This window comes from Gracilibacillus timonensis (assembly GCF_900086715.1).
Lineage (GTDB): Bacteria > Bacillota > Bacilli > Bacillales > Amphibacillaceae > Gracilibacillus > Gracilibacillus timonensis.
In genome coordinates this window covers 210795-232629 of the sequence record NZ_FLKH01000008.1, presented here as the reverse complement: position 1 = coordinate 232629, position 21835 = coordinate 210795, and the positions used below count along the sequence as shown (strand labels likewise).

The window sequence follows — 21835 nt, the reverse complement described above, 5'->3', positions numbered from 1 at the left end:
CCGCCAGCGTCGGCGCGAAAATGTGTGGAGGAAGGAGGGGGTACCCCCTCCTTCCTCCACACATTCACCATACCCTAACCGGATAAAAACATGTAAATGTATTTTACACAATAATATGGACTTGACTTGTTAGATTCATTCTTACGGACAAAAGTTTGCGAATCTGCAGTTTTTTGTCTGTTAGAAAGGTATGAATAGTATCTTTAAAATTATTATGTAGCTAGGTTATAATGTTCACAAAAGTATGGTTAGTATGGAAATCACAGGAGACCTAATGACATCAGCTTCCCTGAATGATGCTTCAGAATTTGAAATTATCGAAGTATCTGAGGGTGAAAATGAGCGAGGTGAAGATAGAATAGCCGCACTGTTCATTAGGGATGTGTTAACCGCTGATGAATCCTATATCAAAAAGAAAAGGCAGCAACGACTTGAAAAAATAATGCGACCACAATCCATTTATCCAAAGAAAGAAGGCTGTTTTATGAAATCTGTATTATTAATTGGACAATCCAATATGGCAGGAAGAGGATTTTTGCAGGATGTGCCGATGATTTATAATGAAAATATAAAAATGTTGCGAAATGGCAGATGGCAAATGATGGCGGAACCAGTTCATGTTGACCGCCACATAGCAGGTGTTGGGCCGGCAACTTCTTTTGCTCAAGCGTGGACGGAGGATCACCCCGGTGAATCGATTGGGTTGATCCCATGTGCTGAGGGTGGCAGCTCTATCGATGAGTGGGCAGTAGATAGCGTATTAACTAGACATGCGGTTTCTGAAGCAACCTTCGCTATGGAAACAAGTGAAATAGTGGGGATTCTCTGGCATCAAGGGGAAAGTGATAGTCACGGAGCACGTTACCAGGCATATGAAGAGAAATTAATTTCCTTATTTAACCATTTGAGGAAAGAATTAAATGCACCAGATATTCCAATTATGATCGGTGAGTTGGGCCATTATCTTGGAGAGGACGGATTTGGAAAAAACGCTGTAGAATATAAGCAAATCAACCAGATATTATTCAACGTTGCTCATGCTGAAAATAATGTCTACTTTGTAACAGCCAAAGGTTTCACAGCAAATCCAGATGGCATTCATACCGATGCGGTTTCGCAAAGAAAATTTGGATTAAGATATTATGAAGCTTTTTCCAAGCAAATGCATGTATTAGACGTTTTGGACATGGAGCATGAATGGATAGATAAAGAAGCAAAACGTGAACTAACGAAGAATGAACGTATCTTTGTTCAAAGTAAGAAATTTGCTTTAGGGCAAATGAGTTTTGAGGAGTTTTCCATTCGTGTTTCCCATATTAATGAAAGTGAGTAAAGCAAGACGCACCCATCAGTGGAGGGAGCAGAGGAAGTTGCAACGTCTGCGTGAGCAAGCTAAAAACCCTCACTGCTGGTCGTTTCACTTCCATTTTGAGCAACTCTCATATAATGAGCCCAATAACCAACGAACTTGCCATAATGACGTGAAATTTCTCCTAAAGTAATCTTTGATGCGGCCTGGGAATACAGGACTTCAAAAGACTTATTTAAGACTTTTTCATTAAAAGGCAATTTCTCCATTTTCCCTAATCCTCTTAACAGTATAAAATCTGCAGACCATTTCCCAATCCCTTTTATGTCTATTAACTGGTTATATGCTTCTTGATAGGATGCTGAGCGTAATGCCATTTCGTCCATATGATAAAAAGCTTGAATCACATGCCAAAGATAGTTTGCTTTTGTTTGATTATGAACAATGTTATTTAATGAATCTTCATTAATAGTTATTAATTTTTGGGGAGACGGAAAAGTAAAATAAGTAGTATTATCTAAATACAGCTTATCCCCATATGTTTGCATGAACGCTTTCTTTAGATTGATGGCGTGTTTCATTGGATTTCTGATGGAAAGAACTGCCCAGCAAGCATTCTCAAAAGGCGTTAAGAACTTGACTTGATGATAACCATAGAGCTGCTTCATGATGGGTGAAAAAATATTATCCCTTTCACTTCTTGCATAAAACTCGGTTAAGTCATCTTTTAGACTCAAAAAGAATGTGATTCGATCTTCTGCTTCTGCTTGACTAGAACTGCTGATAGGATCATTTGCATACAACTCATATTGTAATATTGGGTTCTGAATGGTGCCTGTTGAATAAACGGAAAAAATAACACGAATAGAAGAAAGTTCGATCGCTTTTGTTAGTCGGTGTCCTTGATAGGTTTGCTCATTATTGGTCGGTTTAAACGATTGTAAAAAAGAAATGCTTTTCTCAAAATCAAAAGGTGCGCTTGGGTATAAAACGCCTGCTACATTATATTTCATTCACGATTACTCCTCAAATAAATGTTTGGTTAGAAAATCCGTTCATCGGGTTGACTAATAATGACTTACCATATTATACTACGATATATAGTTCGGTATCAAACTATATTCTAGCGAATTATTTTGGTTAAGGGAGGGGAAAACCATGAAAAGTGTTGTTGTAGTATGGTAACCAGATGTTCGATTGTCTCATGTGATAGGCACAAATCGATTGAGCACGCTCGATATTCGAATAAGCAATCCATGATCTGTTTGGAAATACATTTGCGTTTTATTGTTTGGAGCCTTATTATATAGTTACAAACTTTTAAAGGGGTAATCATCATGACCGATTTTTATTTGCAGGATTTACCGAGTAATAAGGTTTTAAGACAATACGCCGAGCAATTTCCAGAAGTAGATGTTTTATCCGTGGAACTGTGTCTGGGTTTTCTTACCACTTCCCGTGCTGTTTCTGATGCTTATCAATCATACTTTGCTAAATACGGATTATCATTAAACAAATTTAACATCCTTATGTTACTGTATCGAGCTCCCAAAAATGAACTATTCCCATCTGAATTAGCCAACAGTGTGGGACTTACTAGGGGAACGGTTACCGGTCTTTTAGATGGATTGGAAAAACAAGAGTGGGTAAAGCGGAAGCATAGTTCCGTTGATCGAAGGAAGTTAACGATTAAGCTGACAGAGAGCGGAAAAGAAAGATTGGTGGATATGTTACCTGACCATTATTATAGAACCAGTGCTCTGTTAGATAACTTAAGTACGGAAGAGAAAGAGTCTTTGAAACATATTTTAGAGAAGATATATACTGGAACATCGGTATTTTATGATTAAGGAGGAACGAACAATGGCAATAACCGCAAATCAATTTTTTGAAGAAAAGGTGCAGGCAACGTTTAGCCCAATGGACTATCTGAACGCAGTAAAGGAATCTCCAGAGGATTATTATCTAGTAGATGTCCGCAATGGTCCGCCACATTTGAAAAAAGAAAAAGTGGAAGGAGCAGTAGAGATACCACAAAGTGAGTTAAAGAAAAGATTTTTTGAATTGCCAAAAGACAAAACGTTAGTATTATATTGCTGGGACGTCTGGTGTAATACAGCGGCAAAAGCAGCATTATTTTTAATAAATGAAGGCTTTGAAGTGAAAGAATTAGCTGGGGGCATAGCAGCTTGGAATACAATGGGGTTTCCTACTGAAAAAGTAGCGGGAATAGAAGTGTAAGGAATTTCACACATTGTTCGATCTTGAATACCGTCCATTAGCAAATGAATTTTAATGGACGGTATTTACATAACCTCACGAGTGTTGATTAGGGAATGATACGGATCTACCTCTTTACAGACTGATATCACGATAAACTATTCCATTTCACTTGGATTCTCCTCTCTTATCCGATTGATTCGATCCAGCATTTTCGTTGGCTGATCCGATCTAAAAACAACACGATTAACCTGTTTCTTCCTCCCATAAGAACCCTTCATTAAAACCGGCTCTTTTAGAATGATCTCATATTGCGGGGAGTCCATTTTCAGCAATGAATAATAAGTATCTTTCGGTAGCTTATCTTCTATTCCGCCTTGTTTTGCGTTTATGATGCTTTCTATATTTCTAATATCTAATTCAATGCTACTCTGGTAGCCTAGTCGTATAATAAGCTTATCTTGTTTGATAACATGAGGCAAAGATCTTGTAGAATGATAAAGCCCAACCAAATAAAATAAAGCGTAAATATTTAATACCGTAAAGATCCATGCAGCAATGTTGCTCCACCATTGAATAACAAAATGGAATAATGCTCCTTCTATTGCAATAATAATCGAAAATACAATGACGATGGTTTTGATCTGTGATGTTTTGTGATAGGTAAAAAACTCATTTCCCTTCATATTAATGTTTTCAAACCATCCCCATACTGCATAATAGAAAACACTGATTTCTGTCATGACTGCTTCTAAGAAGAAACCTTTTCCCAATTTTGGCTCAAGCAACATTCTTGTCGTTTCCAGAAAAGTATAGCTACCATCCGCATTGATTTTCTTATAACGTATAATTCCTTTGGCTATACTATACACAACATAGATAACGACACTCATTTGCACAACAGGTAAAAGCCAATCCAAAATTTGATTAAAAAAATGTTTCTGAGCAGAAGGAATAATCCAATAAGAAAGCCCTAAGCATACAATAAATGATACATATAGGAGTATTTTCGGCAACGATCTAGGCAGTATTAAAAAGAAAAAAATACTTAATGGGCATAAAATGATTAAAGCTATCGTTAATGATAGGGCAACCAAGCTATGAATATTACTTAACCGAAAAATAATGGAACTTCCGATCATTACAAGGGAAAGAATCATAAGTAAAATAGGGAGTTGCAGACGGTCAGTCTTCATATTCATTGCCTCTTCTTGGTCTATTATTTTGCTTATTTAATATATCTGAGGCTGCTGCGGTGTAATCTTGGAATCCTTTAGATATAAAGGAAAAATGATATAAGGAACTTTCTTCTGTTTTTAACTTTTCGAGTTCTTCTTGATACTTTGGTTCTAAAATGTTGTTTAACATTCTTTCTAGCTGTTTCATTAAATGTTGAACGTCTATATGATGTGGAGGAACTCCACTCTCATAAAGACCTTGTAATTTATGGATAGCTATTAATAGTTCACGATTCCTATTCATTCTTTCTTCTTTAGGTATATGTTCCATAAATACTTGATCAACAATGGGTTTGGGAAGTTGGTTAGATAGCCATTGTTTCTGTTTGTTTTCCATTTGAATGGAATGAATGATAGCGAGTAATAAGTCACTCTCCATCTTTTCATCTTGAATGATTTGTTCTACTGTCGAAAACGTATTGATGATATGATCCAGTTCCTCTCTTTTCTGCTTAAGCAATTCTTTCTGTTTAAACAATGTATCTTGTACACTAGCTTTTGAATTCTTAGACAGGTAATCGATGATCTCTTTCAAAGAATACCCTAAATATTTGAGTGTTAAAATTTTCTGCATTTTAAATATATCGTCATGACTATAGAGGCGATAACCGTTTTGGGTATAGCTCGTTGGAGTCAGGACTCCTTTTCGATCATAATAATGAAGCGTTCGTTCTGTGACACCTGTCAATGTTGCAAATTTTTTTACGGTATACATTTTTTCATTCACGTGCGCTCTCTCCTTCCTTATTACATTCTATAGTATGACGTTAGGTCATAGTCAATCTTTTATATATTATTACTGGACTACCTGTTCATAGGTCTACAATCCACAGAATTGTAAAACGATTATGCGGAAATAGCAAAAGTTACTGAAGTACAAGTAAAGGGTTTAAGACATTATCACGCAAGCTAATTAATTAATGAGTTTAATGCTGATTATTAGTTGTATCACGAAGATTAGGACATAGCTCACCAGAAATAACCTTAAAACATTATGCACACTTATGGAGTAAAAATGATGAGCCGCTTGCTGAAAAAATGGCAGGGAATATTTTTTAGGAGGAAAAATAGGGTGACTATTGGGCGTTTTTGTAAGATGGAGATACAAGCTTGTTATGTGCTCTCTTCAAATTAAGGCGAGGGTTATAGTGAATTATTTAAACACTTCACAATAAGAATTATATATTGTATTTTTAGGAATATAAAATATAATAATTCATATATTCAATTTTATGATTATGTAAAACCAACAAATAAAGTGGCGACGTTTAAAACAAAGTCACGCCGTTTATAAAAATGTTGCGAAGGTTTATCTCTATGGATATGATGATTCCAAAGAGTATTTTAACGGAAGATACTTATGCAACAATCGGGTCATTTAATTGAATAATTGTGAAAGATAAAGAGGGAAAGAAGGGTGTATTATCATGATCAATACTGATACGGCATTAAGGGATAATATTAAATTTCAATTTAGTATTTCTAGACAACTTCTCGAATATCATCTTTCATCATTAAGTCAGGATGAATATATGTGGCGTTCCCCTAATAGTGGACTGTATATTCAAGAAGTAGATGGAAATTGGTATGCTGACTTACCTGAATCTGAAGCTTATGATATTGGTACACCAAGTATTGCTTGGACATTGTGGCATATAACATTTTGGTGGGAAATGGTTTTTAATCATTCATTTGGTGACGGTACTCTAACTAAAGAGGATATAAATGTTAATAGAAATGTAGAATCAGTCAAGTCAACTATCAACTCTCTGATAGAAAGGTGGGAAAAGACATTATCAAACGTAACAGAAGAAGATTTAAACAGTAAACATTACAGTAAGTTCCCGTTTAATAATGAAGTGGAATTTCATAAACTAGCCTCTTGGTTAAATCTCGAATTAATGAAAAATGCTTCTGAAATTGGTTATGTTAGATTTGAATATGCATCATCATCTGATAGATAGAAAAGTGCACTTAATATAGTAATGCAACAAATCTCTCTTTCGTATCAGGACTTAGTACAAAGGGGATAAAAGAGCATTGCTCACTTCCTTTGATAACACGAAAGGAGGTGAGAAAAATGAAACTATCTTCTTTTCAAACAACCATAGAAAATCAATTTGATTATATCTGTAAACGTGGGATGGAAGATGAACATATAGACTATTTCATTCAATTCAAAAAAGCATTCCAACTTAATCTGGAATGCTTTTTTGCCTTTTAGATTTGAGCATTCTTACGTACCAATAACAGATAGCTTAACAACCCGCCAAGGTTGGCAATGACCATGGTTAACCCCATCGGAACAGCCGTATCTTCTCCTGCAATCCCTACAAAAGGAATAGCTATGCCTCCTAATAGATAAGGCAGAATTCCTAAAAATGCAGAGGCACTTCCTGCATGTTTCTCCTGATTGCTCATGGCTAAAGAAAATGTAAGAGGGGTACTGATACCAATACAAGATACAACGACAAACAAAGGAATAACAATCAATGGCAAAGGCGCTTGTATCCATGTCATAAAAAATAAGATCATGCTAAATAAAGTAGAAATACAAAGTCCAATATAAAGTAGTTTATCTTCCTCTATTTTTCTTGTAATCCTTCCAATGATTCTAGTGCCGATGATAATTCCTGCACCGTTTAAAGCAAACAAGAAACTAAACATTTGTGGTGATACTCCATAAATAGACTGATAAACAAATGGTGTACCGGAAACATTCGCAAACACACTTGCCATGATCAAGCCTTGTGTCAGTCCATAGCCTAAGAAGCGTTTATTCTTGATTAACGTTCCAAATGTAAGCAGTGTTTCTTTTATATTTCCATCTACCCTGTTAGAAGTGGGGTTTGTTTCTGGTAAAACAATAAAAATAAAGGCTAAAATCGCCAGTGTAAAAAAACCAAGTAGCAGAAAAATGCCTTGCCAATTGGTGAAGTTAAGAACTGCCCCACCAATAATTGGAGCTACTATTGGTCCAACCCCGACAAAAAGGGTGATTAATCCATAGAGTCTTGTCAAATCCTTACCAGAATATATATCTCGAACAATCGCTCTGGAAATGACAACTCCTGCCGATGCAGTCAACCCTTGGAAAAATCTAGCAGCAATAAAAAGCCAAATCGAAGGTGCAAAAATGCACAAAACAGAAGCAAACACATAAAGAATCAATGCAGAAATAAGCGGTATTTTTCTTCCTCGCTTATCACTTAATGGCCCAAAGACAATTTGCCCAGCTGCCAACCCTAACAAACAAAAGGTTAAGCTTAATTGGACATTCGAAGCGGTTGTTCCAAATTCATTTGCAATGGTTGGAAAACTAGGCAGATACATATCGACTGTCAGTGAACCAAAAGCCGCCAGAATACCCAATAGTGCACTAATGGCGATTTTTCTGGAATGGGACATTGTATTTAATGATTTCATGTTATTCTATCATCCTATTCATCTTTTCTTCTTTCATCCTTATATATTTCAGATTAACAAAGAACGCAACATGTGTATAATACCTAAAATTTAAGATGTAATGCCTCATAAGCATAATTCTTTTTAGCAAATTAGATAATCAATACAAGAAGAACAAGATATTGCATAGGCGCTGTGCAAATAGGAGTGTTCTGAAATATTGAATCAATGGAAAAAGAGAGTAAATCTCCTCCCTTTTCCAATGCCTTCAACTAAGGTGCTTGACTCGATACATCCCCTTCTCAGCTATCAATTCGCACATACATAAGCAATGCTACGAATAGCAGCGGTTTTCTTCAGCTGATCGGTCATAGCCAATGCCAAATCGGCTCGAGTAATACGCCCTTTTCCGTTTGGTACAGGTTTATCAAAATGGATGCGATAATGTCCCTTGGGCGCGCCATTGGTTAGATAAGGCGGTCTGATAATGGTCCAGTCAAGGTTGCTTTGATAAATTTGTTTTTCCATACGTTGCATATCTCGGTAGATATGATGAAATACTCTCCATAAAATGCGGACAAGGATACGTTCTGTCAAAGAAGTTTCTTCTTTCGGCTTTAATGTTTCTGCAGACAGGCAGATCAATCGCTGTACTCCTGCTTGCTCCATTTCGCTGATGATCGTTTTCATTCCGTCCGAATAAACGGTTGTCGGCTGACGAGGACTTCCGCCTAGCGCCGAAAGCACCGCATCCTTTCCAGCTAGCTTGCCTGTTATGGTGCTAGATTGTAAAACGTCGCCTTGGATGATCTCTAGATGTTTATCTGATAACGCAAATTTCTCTGGTCTCCGCACGATTGCGGTTACTTCATGGCCTTGCAAAAGTAATTGTTTCACTAAAGGAATACCCGTATCGCCAGTGGCTCCAAATACAACGATTTTCACATGTAACACCTTCTTATTTATTTTTTTTGATAGTTATCAACAACTAACATTCGTTAGATGATTTATGGCACTACCACATTGCTACGTCCTACACCATAAGAAACAGAGAGTAGTAGAATCGCTAGTTAAACCGCCACATTCCATAGAAATATCTGTTCCTTTCTCGTTTATCTTGACCAGCCATTTGTTAACACTTCTTTTACTGGTGAAGTCCATAACAAAATGTTTGCACACTATTTTTAATAAATTCTTCCTTTGTTAGGCTAATAAACTTTCCTCCCCATAAAGCGGTAGAAATAAAATAACTGAACAGGGTAGCTAAAAAGGTAGAGGCTTGCGTATAAGAATCGGCTCGGATCATTTTTCCTTTTTCTTGCATGGTATTAAAATACGATGTGATAAACCCTTTTAACTGTTCGGTGTTGTCCGATATCAAATCAACTAATTCAGGCATCGACGTTCTTTCCTGAACAGCGATAAGGCAAATGGATTCATTGCGTATCATTAAATCAAGATATAGATCAGCTATTAGCAATAAATCTTTTTCCAGATCCCAAACTAGATCTTTCTCTAGGGTTTGTTGGAAGCGGGGCACAACCGTATTTTTTTCAATCGCTGCCTCTAACACGCCTTTTTTGGTTTCAAAATGGCGAAAGACCGTCATTTCACTCACGTCTGCTTGATCAGCAATTTCTTTAATTGTTACCAGTTGAAATCCTTTGTTTTTCATTAATTGCAGTGCTGATTGCAGGATGCGGTCAGATGTACTTGGTTTGTTTGGCATAATATGGCCTCCACTTTAATAAAATGATAGTTAGTGATCACTAACGTAAGTTGCTTATCATTCTAACTTTTTCTTTTTAGAATGTCAATCTCTTATGTTGTTTTTATTATGCAGAAAGACTAAACAAAAACAAATATAATTTAGGGTTGCCGACGGTGTGTGTTATACAAGCACTTCACAAAGGAACTTAATTGATGAAACAAGGTGAAAGTTAAAAGTGAATCATGTATTTTTATTGACTTGAAGTCAACTTTATCATATATACTAATATACGAAGAAAAAAGGAGGCGTGTGTTTTGAAGAAATATACAGTGGTTACAGGGGCTAGTTCAGGCATAGGATACACATCAGCTATTGCTTTTGCTGAGAGAGGAAAAAATTTAATTTTAATTGCAAGAAGAGAATTGAAATTAGTGGAGCTAAAAGACAGCATTAATGCACAGTTTCCAGATGTAGACGTTATTATTAAACCTTTTGATTTAACTGATATTGATAATCTAGAAGTTTCATTTAAGCAACTTGACGATTATTTTATTGAAACGTGGGTTAATAATGCAGGATTTGGTTACCATACTTCCATTCAAGAACAGAGTATCAGCCGTTCTCGTGAAATGATTCAACTTAATGTTGAGTCGTTAACGGTATTGTCGTTATTATATGTACAAAAATATAGTAACCAACCCGGCACACAATTAATCAACATTTCTTCTATAGGCGGTTATTTAATGATTCCAACTGCTGTGACATACGGTGCTACTAAATTTTATGTTAGTTCATTTACGGAAGGTCTAGCTTTAGAAATGAGAAGTAAAAATTTACCGTTGAAAGCAAAGGTTTTAGCTCCAGCTGCAACAGAAACAGAGTTTGGACAAGTTGCAAACGATATCGATGACTTTGATTACAATAAAGCATTTTCAACGTTTCATACTGCGGAAGACATGGCTCAATTGTTAATGGATTTGTATGATAGTGATCAAATAGTTGGTGTTGTAGACCGTAAAACTTTTGATTTCACATTAAGTGAGAATAGGTTCGATTACGGAGGTAAATAAACGGATTATTATGCCCACGGCAATAGAGGAACACTTTATTCAAATAAATGGTTAATATCAAATCCTATAGTTGAGATAAATAATGGTGAATAAAAGCCCCATGAAAAAACTGTCTTATTGTATAGGACAGTTTTTTAATTAGACGAGAAATAAAACACTAGCTTTTTCATTGATTATCAGCCTTTCTGTATCGTTGATTTATGTGAACACTAACATAAATACCCCTATTTAACATCTATTTATATTCTTGCTTGTTACGCGTCTTTGTTACATTGATAAGTTCAACAGACAATTATTAATGAGAATAAAATGATCGACAGAAATATTGATTTTAAAAGGACAGTCATCTATAATGTAATTAGTAATGATAATCATTATTAGTTTCATTGGAAAGTAATGATAGGTCATATCTTTATAAGACGTATAGAATCACGTTTGCAGGAATTGGTGGCGCACAATGACTTATGTTACAACGTTTTCATTTAAATATAACATACCATCTATATCCATTTATTTAATACTTAAAGAAAGTAGGGCTATGACATGATTGAACTTAAAGGATTGACCAAGAAGTATGGTAATAAACCTATCGTGAATGATATCTCGGTTGAAATTCAGCCTAATAAGATTACGTCGTTTATCGGACCAAACGGCGCAGGGAAATCAACGCTGCTTTCCATGGCAAGTCGTCTACTTGCTGCAGATACCGGAGAGGTATTATTAGATAAAAACAATATCAAAAGTATGAAATCGAAAGAATTTGCTAAGCGTATTGCTATTTTAAGACAATCGAATTTTTTGAATGTAAAATTAACGATTCGACAGTTGGTATCATTTGGTCGTTATCCTTACTCAAAAGGTCGTTTAAATGCGGAGGATAATCGCATTGTCGATCAATCGATTGAATATTTAAACCTAACCGATATCCAGCATAAATTTTTGGATGAACTGTCTGGTGGTCAAAAGCAACGTGCCTTTATTGCTATGGTTATTGCTCAGGATACAGAATACATTTTACTGGATGAGCCATTGAATAATTTAGATATGAAGCATTCTGTGCAAATTATGAAGATATTACGCAAGCTTGTTGATGAGTTGGATAAAACAGTGGTGATTGTTTTACATGATATTAACTTTGCCTCTGTCTATTCGGATTATATCGTAGCTTTAAAGGATGGGCATCTCATAAAAGATGGACCAACACACGAAATTATTAATTCAGAGGCGTTAAACGAAATTTACGATATGCATATTCCGGTTCATATGCAAAACGGTTGTCGTTTTTGTGTATACTTTGACTCTCATACAGGTTAAAAGCAGAGGGATCTGATGCTTTCTCCATCCATTTCTAGTGGGGAAGCGTCTGCTTTATGTATCATAACTGGATTTAGTACACCTGACTGAAAATGATGAATCTTGACCTATGCTTGCCCCTTTTATAAGGAGCAAGCATATTTTATCAACAAGGAAAGTATAAAACCCTTGGTATAATAGGACTTGGAATGATTTGACCTTGAACGAATAGTGGTACCGATAAGATGGATTATGTGAACGGTTTGTGTTTTCCTATGTGGTGAGTTTGACCTATTTTTCTCTGCTAGACAAGTCGCTCCGAGAATAGGTTACGCTTCCTAGCACATAAAAAACGTTCAACATGATCACTTGGAATAGCCTTTTACTTCACATAATCCATCTTATCGGCAGTCCGTATTCTCATCTCGGGTAGCATTAGAGGACTAGACGGATTTCCCCCTGTTTTATCTGACCGCAGTAACGGTCTGTTAGGTTCAACAAATTTTCAGTGATGATTCGTTTCTACAAGGGTGAACAGCAGTCATTTTGTATAAGTACCAAGATTAACAGTGAAAATGTACAAAATACAGTTGACAACTTTTATTAATTTGATATACTTTAAAATAGATTAATTGAGATTGATTATCAATATCGATTTGTTGTAGCTAGGCACTATAGTATATTAGGATTCATTATTTTACATCATGCGCTAAATATACGCAGATATTAAATAGATCACCTCAATAGTCTATTTGTCTATAAAATATACATAAAGAAAGAGGTAGGAGAAATGGAAAAAATACGTTTTTTTAAGTCCGCTTTTATAATTGCGTTATTTGCAATGTTTGTTTTGGTTTTGGTAGCTTGTGGCGATTCCAGTAATGAAGATGAGGGAAATGCTAGTCAAGATAATGATTCTGCTGAGACAGAAGAAACGGATGGTGCTTCTGAAGATGCAACGGTTGAAATTACAGATGCTCATGGAACAGTTACAGTCCCGGTTAATCCAGAGAATGTGGTCGCTTTAGATAGTAGAGCTTTTGAAACACTATCTGATTGGGGGATTGAATTAGCTGCTGCCCCTAGAGATTTAATACCTGAAGATATACCATATTCCAGTGATGAATCGATTGAAAATATCGGAAATCACCGTGAACCTAATTTGGAGCTTATTGCAGCTGCAGATCCTGAGCTTGTCATTGTGGGCCAACGATTTGATGGCTTTTACGAAGATATTAAAGAGATAGTACCAAATGCAGCGGTGATTGATCTGAACATTGACGTTTCTGAAGAAGCTACCACTCCTGGAGAAAATTTAGTAAATGGATTTAAGGATTCGACCACTTCTTTAGGAGACATTTTTGATAAAAAGGAAGAGGCGGAGCAATTGATAGCTGATTTTGATCAATCGATTGAGGATGCTAAGTCTGCATATAATGGAACAGATACCATCATGAGTGTAGTTGTTTCTGGTGGGGATATTAATTTTTCCGCTCCACAGTCCGGTCGTGTTTGGGGACCATTATATGATATCTTTGACTGGACGCCATCATTAGAAATTGACCAAGCTTCATCCGACCACCAAGGTGATGATATTTCGGTGGAAGCTATTGCAGAAACAGATCCTGACTGGATTTTCGTAATGGATCGTGACGCGGCTATCGCATCGGAAGAGGAAGCTTCACCTGCTCAAGATGTTATTGATAATGCGCCTGCTCTTCAAAACACAACGGCTGTTACGGAAGGACAATTAATTTACGCACCAGCAGACACCTATACCAATGAATCGATACAAACATTTACCAATTTATTTGAAGATATTGCAAATACTTTATCTGAGTAGTTTAGAGGAGTATAACTATAGTGCTTAAAAATACCATACAAAAAATGTTTGGGGCTGGGGATTCTCAGTCCCCACATTCTCATTATGAAAAAATATGGACGAAGCCTTTTATTTTAGCAATTATCGTTGTTATTATATTAGGTGTTATTTCCATGTCTATCGGGGTTTACGATATACGAGGTAAAGAAGATGGGATGGAAATGTTTTTCATCACTCGTATTCCAAGAACAGCTGCGCTAATGCTTACAGGAGCCGCAATGGCCATGTCTGGACTCGTCATGCAGCTTATTACACAGAATCGTTTAGTCGAACCTACGACTACAGGAACGATTGAATGGGCAGGTTTAGGCTTGCTTTTTGTTTATTTATTATTCCCCGCACCATCTTTAGTGCTAAGAATGACAGGAGCAATCATTTTTTCCTTTATAGGAACGATGGTTTTCTTTTTGTTTTTAAGAAGAGTGAAGCTTCGTTCTTCTTTAATTGTGCCGATTATAGGGATCATGCTAGGGGCGGTCATTTCTGCATTTTCCACTTTTATGGGACTTGTTTTTCAAATGTCGCAAAATGTGGAAACCTGGTTTGTCGGTTCATTTGCCTCGATTCAAGTTGGTAGATATGAATATTTATGGCTGATTGTTGTGGTTACTTTTCTTATTTTTATCTATGCTAATCGATTGACTTTAGCTGGACTAGGAGAAGATGTTACCACGAGCCTTGGGGTGAGTTATAATAAGATTATTCTTATTGGTACTGGCCTTATTGCTTTTGCCGTTGGAATTGTGGCAGCTGTGATTGGTAACTTACCATTTCTAGGTTTAATTGTTCCCAATATTGTTTCCATGTTTAGAGGCGATAATCTCAGGAGTAACCTGCCATGGGTATGTGTGTCTGGAATTGGGGCTTTGACTATTGCTGATATCATATCACGCACGGTTATCATGCCTTTCGAAGTGCCAGTCTCTTTGATACTTGGAACAGTTGGTGCGATCGTATTTATTGTTATTTTGTTAAGAAGAAGGAGGCTAGGATAACGAATTGGAATATACTAATAAAAAAAATGCAAAAATGGATTCTAGTCTCCTTAATACAGATAGAGCTGATAAAGCTTTTCGTTCTAAAAAGGAGGAAAGACGTTATTGGATATTATTGATAACAATGATTGGATTAGGTCTCCTTTCCTCGTATGGACTGTTAGTTTATAACAATCCCGTTCCAATAGATTCTCCTTCTTTTATACCAGTTGTGGAAAGAAGAATGATAGCTATTGTGTCCATGATTGTTGCTGCTGTTTGTCAGAGCTTGGCGACTGTTGCTTTCCAATCGGTTACGAATAACCGGGTGATAACTCCTTCGCTGTTAGGGTTTGAAGCACTGTATTCCACGATTCATACGAGTACGATGTTTTTCTTCGGTACCACTGTATTTATAGGTTATATGGGTGCTGGCTCCTTCTTATTGCAAGTGGCTGCCATGGTGGCGATGTGTTTGATCCTTTACGGATGGTTGCTTTCTGGGAAGTATGGAAATTTACAGCTGATGCTTTTGGTTGGTATCATTATTGGGACAGGGTTAAGGTCTTTGTCGACGTTTATGAGAAAATTACTTGCGCCTTCTGAATTTGACATTCTACAGGCGAAGTTGTTTGGTTCTGTCAATCATGCGGATGCGGAATATTTTCCAATTGCCATTCCCATCGTAATCATTGTGGCAATTCTTCTACTAGCTTATTCGAAGAGATTAAATGTATTATCGCTCGGGAAAGATATTGCTAGTTCTCTGGGAGTCAATCATCAATATAGTATCATTTATGTGCTTGTATTAGTTTCTATTTTGATGTCCGTCTCTACGGCGTTAGTTGGGCCGCTTACTTTCTTTGGCTTTTTGGTTGCAACATTGAGTTATCAGTTGGCACCAACTTATGATCACAGATATATTTTTCCTATGGCCCTTGCGACTGGATTTCTGATACTAACGGGTGCTTACTTTATTATGAATCATGTATTTAACGCTCAAGGTGTTGTGTCTGTTATTATTGAAATCGTTGGCGGGTTAACCTTTTTAATTATTATCTTAAAGAGAAAGACTTTGTAATTTTTATATCCTTCCATCTGTTAAAAGTCGTGCTGATGACTCTTAACAGATGGAAGGATTTTTTGTAAGTAGACTATAATAGGTGTTTGACTGGTTTTGACAGAGGTATTATCAGGAAATCATGTAAGCAAAGACTTGCTTGTCACATGTTTTTGTTGCATTGATAAGCTCAACTAATATAATACGGCTATAATAAGGGTTCATCACTTATCTCCAGCAAAAAAAATTATGGATTTAAACGAACTTTCATTTCAAATCATCCTATATTCCTTCATTTTGAAGCTTATCTGTTCTGGAGATACGGATTTATTTTGTGTTATACTTTGGTCATATGTTCATAGTTATAGCAAACGAAGGGGGGTAACGGAATGAGCCAAGACCGTAAGACCGTTACGAAAGAATATGTATCTATCAATGGGTTGAAGCAAGGTTTAATTATTGAAACAATCGATGAGAATCTGCCGGTTTTGTTTGTCGTACATGGAGGACCGGGTTATCCATTATATCCGATCGCTCGCGCGAATAATGTTCCGTTCCATCGCCTGTTCACGGTTTGTTATTGGGATCAGCGCGGCACTGGCATGTCCTATACATCAGACAAAAACAGCTTAACCATTGATCAGCTGGTCCAGGATATTGTAGAAATCAGTCATTATTTGCTCGACAAGTTTTCCCAAGAAAAAGTCTATCTGATGGGACACTCTTGGGGTACGATTATTGGCAGCAAGGCCGCTAGTATTCAGCCAGACCTTTTTCAAGCCTATATTGGTGTGGGGCAAGTGGGATCACAAAGTGCTTCTGAGCAAGAAACCTATGAGGTTATTTCGGAAAAAGTCAAAGCGACAGGAGAAGAAAAAGCAATCGCTGAGATCAACAGTGTTGATTATAGCGACGCCTATTATAAAGATCGAAAATATTTTAGTATCGTTGATAAATACAGAGCCAAATTTGGAGGCGGTTTTTTACGGAAAGGATACCCGAATCGACAAGGGCTGAAGGATGTATTTGGTACACGACAGTATGCGTTCAAAGAAAGAATCAATGTGTTTCGCGGTATCGGAAATGCTTACCAAGCTTTTGGTGAAAAAATGGCCAAAACGGATTTGGCGACGGAAATCAAGGAGATAAATACCGATGTTTATATCCTTCAAGGCAGACATGATTATTTAACGACGCATGCTCAGGCGTTTCGTTTTTATGATCAGTTGAAAGCACCTAAGAAGAGATTCCATACGTTTGAACATTCCGCACATTCCCCTTTTATTGAAGAGCAGTCGGCATTTTTAGAGAAATTAAAGAACGAGGTATTGGCAGTCCGTACATAAATATTCCGCTACTTTCATGAATAAAAGTCAAAAATAGATGATAAAGGTTGGAAGCTAAATGAAGATAAGACCGTACCAGGAAAAGGATAAAGACCAGATCATCAACCTATCCTATCGCTTCACTGACATCCCATTAATGGAATATAGAAATCGAGAGGATTTGAAAGCAAAACAATTAGAGTTGGCGATGAATGCTGTGACATCAATCACCTCGGATATTTTTGTGGTGGAAGATCGCGATGTGTTCCAAGGGTACATTGAATTGACTAGCGATCGAGATTATTTCACAAATGAAAGGATAGCATACATCTCAGCGATTGCTGTCACAAGTGGAGGTGAAGGGAAAGGCATCGGGAAATTGCTAATGGCTAAAGCAGAAGAATGGTGTCTGGATAAAGGATGTAAGCAGCTCGCCTTAGATGTATTTAAAGCAAATAAGCATGCTATTTCCTTCTATCGACACTTAGGATTTGAAGAAGAAATCGTGAAGATGGTTAAAACGTTGGAATAAAGCAGTCTTTTCCTTGGTGATCCTGACATGCCATTCTCAACAGGATCACCATCCTTTACACCCTCTTTTCTAAGTGCACTGTTTCTAATTCTCCTTCTTCCGCTAACACAAGTGCGAATCCTTTCTTTTTCCAAAAAGTCAATCCACCTGGTAAAAAGCGATGGGTGTGCAAATACATGATGGAATAATGGCTTTGTCTGCAAAATGTCAGCGCTTGTTGAAACAGGAGACTGCCAATCCCTTGCTGCCTTCTATCTGGTTTGACATAACACTTGATGATCTCGCAGGTATTCTCGTCATCATAACGGCTGTCGAGGGCAGTGATCCTGCCGTCATATGGCCTGATCGCGATCGTACCAACCACCTCCTGATCAGAAAAGGCGGCAATCATAGCAGTGTTGGAAGGTGTAAGGAATAAAGTCTCTATCTCTACTAAATCACGTTTGGAGGCATCCGTTAACGGAAAAGGATAGACTTCCTCCATTGTTCGCTGTATAAATGTGGATACAGCCTTGATATCATCTGGTTGTACTTCACGGATTTCTAGCATAACAACCTCCTAAATTTAAACTTTCTCCGCAATAAAGGTAACTATCGAGCCGCTTTGCGCTTTGCCGTAATCCATTTCATCATCAACGCGGCTAAATCCGGCATTTTTTAACAGCATGTTTAACTCGTTTAATCCATACCAAAAAAGGGTGAAATGAGAAATTTCGGTTTGTTGGATCGTTCCTTGATGAAGCAGTTCATATTTGTGGATATAGGAAACCTGCTGTTCGATCCAATTCATTTCTTTACTGACGCTCGTGAATAAGATGCCGGAATCTTTTGTCAACGTATAACGGTTGATAGCTGTTTCGTTCGCTTTGAAATTTGCTGGAAACAAGATATCAAAAATAAATTGCCCACCTTTTGCTAGAGATTGATAGATGTTTTGTAGCAACACGTCTATGTGGTGTTTAGGCAGCAGACAAAAGCTTCCTGTTGGCATAATAATGGTATCATACGTTTTGGGCAGGGAAAGCTGCATCAGGTCTTGCTGATAGAGATTTGTATCTACCTGATGCGTTTGCATGTTTTTCTTACATTGATCCAGCATGTCAAAAGAGAGATCCACACCATCAATGGCTATTCCTTTTTTTAAAAAGGGAATCAGCATTCTCCCTGTGCCAACTCCTGCTTCCAGTATAGGTCCCTGACGATTGGTTAGTTTTTGCTCATAGTATTCGATATCGCCATCAATGGAATGCCCAATGGGTTTGGTATGTTCGTATAGTTTTGTGCTTAATTCACCGTATTCTTTAAACATGATAATCCCTCTCTTATAAACTAGTTATCTGTTTAGTTTAACACGCCAGTCCATCTCCGTCACATGTTCTTTTAGAAAATAATAGTAAATGTGGGAGTGCAAGTGAGGACACAATGAAAAGAGCAGTTTGATAAATGTTTCTTATCGTGCGTGTTCAAAAATGCCGATAAATAGGACCTCGTTGGCTAAAACCTCAGGCGTCCTGGGACTGCGATTACTCGCCCCACCGAACCCATTTGTTGCAACGCCGACACTAGTACGTCCTGTACGTCGAAAGTTCAAGGCGGCGCAGTCTCCCGGTACCGGAACGTATGCTTTTCATACGTGAGGAACGGACTCACGCAGGATGTGTTGACCTCTACGTTGCCTACAGGACGTGGGCGGTCTTAGCAGAAGTTCCTATATCGCCAACGCAGAAATTCGCTGCGTCATTTTTGTTGGTCTTTTTGAACATCCTCTTATCGTGAATAAATAATGTAGTGGAATCATACTAATATTTCTAAAAAATAGTTTTATCCGACACCTTTTTTGGGAATAAGAGCTAATAATAGCACAATGACAATAGACCCATCTGTCAAACGCTAGATTTGTATTTTTGAAGAATACAAATTATAATGTAATTGTGATGCTATTCACAATATTTCTCCAAAAAAGAAAGGAGTAATCAAATTGAAGAATTTCTTAGCAATACTAGGAACGAACTCCGACCATTCCACGAATCGTCTCTTACTGCAGTTTATGCAGCGACATTTTGCCGAACAAGCGAACATTGAAATTTTTGAAATCAAAAACATCCCTGCATTTAATAAGCCGGAAGTGAAACAAGCACCTCATGAAGTACAAAAATTGACAGATAAAATGAGGGAAGCAGATGGGGTGATTATCAGTTCACCAGAATATAACCATTCTGTACCAGCTATATTAAAAAGTACGTTAGAATGGGTGTCCTACACGAATCAAGCACTAGTTGATAAACCAGTCATGCTGACAGGGGCTTCTTATGGGAAATTAGGTTCCTCTCGGGCACAAAGTCATTTGCGTCAAATCCTTGATTCACCAGAATTGAAAGCGCGTATTATGCCTAGTTCTGAATTCTTAATAGGTTATTCGTTACAGGCCTTTGATAATAATGGTCAGTTAAAAGATCAAGCTAAAATAGAAGAACTCGAGCAAATCTTTAAGGACTTTATCCAATTTGTAGAGATTACCAATCAATTAGTCAATGCGAGTGATTCGCATCAGAAGAAAGCGACAAACTTCTCTTGGGAGACTCATTAATTAATAGGAGGTATGACAGATGAAACTCGTTGGAATCGTTGGATCAAATGCTGAATTTTCTTATAATCGTTTATTATTACAGTTTATCGCAAAACATTTCAAAAAATTAGTGGATGTAGAAGTGTTAGATATTAAAGATGTTCCTATGTTTAATCAATCGGATGACCAAACAGACAGTGAAGTGATTCAACTTTTAAATAGTAAAATTGTTGAAGCAGATGGTGTTATTATTGCTACGCCAGAATACAATCACTCTATTCCATCCGCACTACAAAGTGTCTTGGAATGGTTGTCGTTTAACATACACCCACTTGACGGGAAGCCGGTCATGATTGTCGGTGCTTCTTATGATGTGCAAGGATCTTCCCGGTCTCAATTGCATTTGCGACAAGTATTAGATGCACCTGGCATTAATGCGGTAGTCATGCCGGGTAATGAGTTTCTATTAGGTGAAGTACAACAAGCCTTTGATGAGGACAATAATTTAAAGGATCAGCAAACGACGCAATTTTTAGAAAGCTGTCTGAAGCAATTTATTCGTTTTATCAATGTGGTTAATGTCTTGCAATCACCTGACGGCATGAAAGATGTATCGGATACGGAGGATTTATACGCGACTGGATCCATTGACACTACCATTGAAGGGGTCGACAAGTCAGCTGACGACTGGGTGGAACAGGCTTCTGACAAAACCCAAGCCGTAGAAGGAGATACTTACGTGAAACTAGATCGAGGTATTTTAACCGTTGATCAGATCAATCACTTTTTAAACTCGATGCCGGCAGAATTAACATATGCTGACAGTAACAATCAATTCTTATATTATAACCGCAAGTTTGGTGCGGAAGATATGTTGGCTCCTCGAAGACCGGAACAAGTAGGCAGCCCGTTAGCAGAATGTCACCCGGAAAGAGTATATAGCGGCGTTTCTTGGGTGATTCAACAATTGCGTAATGGAAAAGAGGATGTCGTACGTACCCATGTGCCGACACATGGACCAGATAAGTTTGTTGTCCATAGTTATCAAGCGATACGTGATCAAGGGGATCAATATATTGGTATTAATGAGTATGTACAGGATATTCAACCGATCATTGATTGGTATTTAGAGCAAACTGGCCAACAGCTAACCGGTGGCGGCGTCGATGCCGTTTCAGGAGCGACCACGAAGGTAGATACCGTTTCAGGGGCAACGGTTAAGGATAGTTAAGCAAAAAGAGGTCGGTATG

Annotated in this window: 21 protein-coding genes and 1 pseudogene; 14 read left to right on the top strand and 8 right to left on the bottom strand. The window is 37.4% G+C overall.

Annotated features, from left to right (window positions below; all coding sequences use genetic code 11):
* Positions 1-484: 484 nt before the first annotated feature.
* Complete coding sequence (locus BN6556_RS02245; protein ID WP_066186637.1) at positions 485-1333, top strand: sialate O-acetylesterase; 849 nt, start codon at positions 485-487, stop codon at positions 1331-1333.
* 59 nt (positions 1334-1392) lie between these two features.
* Here the strand turns inward: BN6556_RS02245 and BN6556_RS02240 are convergent, their stop codons facing one another.
* Entirely contained in the window at positions 1393-2322 is a 930-nt protein-coding gene (locus BN6556_RS02240) for a DNA-3-methyladenine glycosylase family protein (protein WP_066186602.1), read from the bottom strand.
* Positions 2323-2646: 324 nt separating this feature from the next.
* Here BN6556_RS02240 and BN6556_RS02235 point away from each other — a divergent pair, with 324 nt between their 5' ends.
* Together BN6556_RS02235 and BN6556_RS02230 are read left to right on the top strand one after the other, a co-directional pair.
* Positions 2647-3159: a MarR family winged helix-turn-helix transcriptional regulator gene (locus BN6556_RS02235; protein ID WP_066186599.1), complete on the top strand. Its 513-nt coding sequence runs from the start codon at positions 2647-2649 to the stop codon at positions 3157-3159.
* 13 nt (positions 3160-3172) lie between these two features.
* Positions 3173-3550 (top strand): rhodanese-like domain-containing protein, encoded by a 378-nt coding sequence (locus BN6556_RS02230; RefSeq protein ID WP_235817432.1) that lies wholly within the window; start codon positions 3173-3175, stop codon positions 3548-3550.
* A 137-nt stretch (positions 3551-3687) separates the two neighbouring features.
* On the opposite strand, the gene BN6556_RS02225 is transcribed toward BN6556_RS02230, so the two are convergent.
* Positions 3688-4725, bottom strand: coding sequence for a hypothetical protein (locus BN6556_RS02225; RefSeq protein ID WP_066186596.1), 1038 nt, complete (start codon positions 4723-4725; stop codon positions 3688-3690).
* Positions 4715-5494: a MerR family transcriptional regulator gene (locus tag BN6556_RS02220; RefSeq protein ID WP_066186593.1), complete on the bottom strand. Its 780-nt coding sequence runs from the start codon at positions 5492-5494 to the stop codon at positions 4715-4717. The genes BN6556_RS02225 and BN6556_RS02220 overlap by 11 nt, the downstream gene beginning before the upstream one ends.
* A 700-nt stretch (positions 5495-6194) precedes the next feature.
* Here BN6556_RS02220 and BN6556_RS02215 point away from each other — a divergent pair.
* Positions 6195-6731, top strand: a complete 537-nt coding sequence (locus BN6556_RS02215) for a DinB family protein (RefSeq protein WP_066186591.1) — start codon at positions 6195-6197, stop codon at positions 6729-6731.
* Between the two features lie 116 nt (positions 6732-6847).
* Positions 6848-6937, top strand: a pseudogene (locus tag BN6556_RS21450) (sigma-70 family RNA polymerase sigma factor); the annotation flags it as partial.
* A gap of 50 nt (positions 6938-6987) precedes the next feature.
* On the opposite strand, the gene BN6556_RS02210 reads toward BN6556_RS21450, so the two are convergent.
* The 3 genes from BN6556_RS02210 to BN6556_RS02200 form a co-directional block, all read right to left on the bottom strand.
* On the bottom strand, positions 6988-8193 hold the full coding sequence (locus BN6556_RS02210) for a multidrug effflux MFS transporter (RefSeq protein WP_066186589.1): 1206 nt from the start codon (positions 8191-8193) through the stop codon (positions 6988-6990).
* 288 nt (positions 8194-8481) lie between these two features.
* On the bottom strand, positions 8482-9117 hold the full coding sequence (locus BN6556_RS02205) for an NAD(P)-dependent oxidoreductase (RefSeq protein ID WP_066186586.1): 636 nt from the start codon (positions 9115-9117) through the stop codon (positions 8482-8484).
* Between the two features lie 199 nt (positions 9118-9316).
* On the bottom strand, positions 9317-9901 hold the full coding sequence (locus BN6556_RS02200) for a TetR/AcrR family transcriptional regulator (protein WP_066186584.1): 585 nt from the start codon (positions 9899-9901) through the stop codon (positions 9317-9319).
* A gap of 296 nt (positions 9902-10197) precedes the next feature.
* Between BN6556_RS02200 and BN6556_RS02195 the strand changes: the two genes are divergently transcribed.
* From BN6556_RS02195 to BN6556_RS02165, 7 genes are all read left to right on the top strand, one after another.
* Positions 10198-10953 (top strand): SDR family NAD(P)-dependent oxidoreductase, encoded by a 756-nt coding sequence (locus tag BN6556_RS02195; protein WP_066186578.1) that lies wholly within the window; start codon positions 10198-10200, stop codon positions 10951-10953.
* Between the two features lie 543 nt (positions 10954-11496).
* Positions 11497-12267 carry an iron ABC transporter ATP-binding protein gene (locus tag BN6556_RS02190; protein ID WP_066186574.1) on the top strand — a complete coding sequence of 257 codons (771 nt, stop codon included), beginning with the start codon at positions 11497-11499 and terminating at the stop codon, positions 12265-12267.
* A 769-nt stretch (positions 12268-13036) separates the two neighbouring features.
* Positions 13037-14089, top strand: coding sequence for a siderophore ABC transporter substrate-binding protein (locus BN6556_RS02185; RefSeq protein WP_066186572.1), 1053 nt, complete (start codon positions 13037-13039; stop codon positions 14087-14089).
* Positions 14090-14133: 44 nt separating this feature from the next.
* A complete protein-coding gene (locus BN6556_RS02180) occupies positions 14134-15123 on the top strand; it encodes an ABC transporter permease (RefSeq protein WP_187374469.1) in 990 nt (329 codons plus the stop codon).
* A gap of 34 nt (positions 15124-15157) precedes the next feature.
* Positions 15158-16183 (top strand): iron chelate uptake ABC transporter family permease subunit, encoded by a 1026-nt coding sequence (locus BN6556_RS02175; RefSeq protein WP_066186633.1) that lies wholly within the window; start codon positions 15158-15160, stop codon positions 16181-16183.
* A 368-nt stretch (positions 16184-16551) separates the two neighbouring features.
* Positions 16552-17508 (top strand): alpha/beta fold hydrolase, encoded by a 957-nt coding sequence (locus BN6556_RS02170; RefSeq protein WP_066186567.1) that lies wholly within the window; start codon positions 16552-16554, stop codon positions 17506-17508.
* A gap of 58 nt (positions 17509-17566) precedes the next feature.
* Positions 17567-18019: a GNAT family N-acetyltransferase gene (locus BN6556_RS02165; protein WP_066186563.1), complete on the top strand. Its 453-nt coding sequence runs from the start codon at positions 17567-17569 to the stop codon at positions 18017-18019.
* Positions 18020-18074: 55 nt separating this feature from the next.
* Here the strand turns inward: BN6556_RS02165 and BN6556_RS02160 are convergent, their stop codons facing one another.
* Both BN6556_RS02160 and BN6556_RS02155 read right to left on the bottom strand, forming a co-directional pair.
* The gene (locus BN6556_RS02160; protein WP_066186560.1) at positions 18075-18569 is read right to left on the bottom strand and encodes a GNAT family N-acetyltransferase; all 495 of its coding nucleotides are present in this window, start codon (positions 18567-18569) and stop codon (positions 18075-18077) included.
* Between the two features lie 15 nt (positions 18570-18584).
* Positions 18585-19328 (bottom strand): class I SAM-dependent DNA methyltransferase, encoded by a 744-nt coding sequence (locus tag BN6556_RS02155; protein WP_066186557.1) that lies wholly within the window; start codon positions 19326-19328, stop codon positions 18585-18587.
* A gap of 669 nt (positions 19329-19997) precedes the next feature.
* Between BN6556_RS02155 and BN6556_RS02150 the strand changes: the two genes are divergently transcribed.
* Together BN6556_RS02150 and BN6556_RS02145 are read left to right on the top strand one after the other, a co-directional pair.
* Complete coding sequence (locus BN6556_RS02150) at positions 19998-20606, top strand: NADPH-dependent FMN reductase (RefSeq protein ID WP_066186554.1); 609 nt, start codon at positions 19998-20000, stop codon at positions 20604-20606.
* 19 nt (positions 20607-20625) lie between these two features.
* Complete coding sequence (locus BN6556_RS02145) at positions 20626-21816, top strand: NAD(P)H-dependent oxidoreductase (RefSeq protein WP_066186552.1); 1191 nt, start codon at positions 20626-20628, stop codon at positions 21814-21816.
* The last annotated feature ends 19 nt before the right edge of the window (positions 21817-21835 follow it).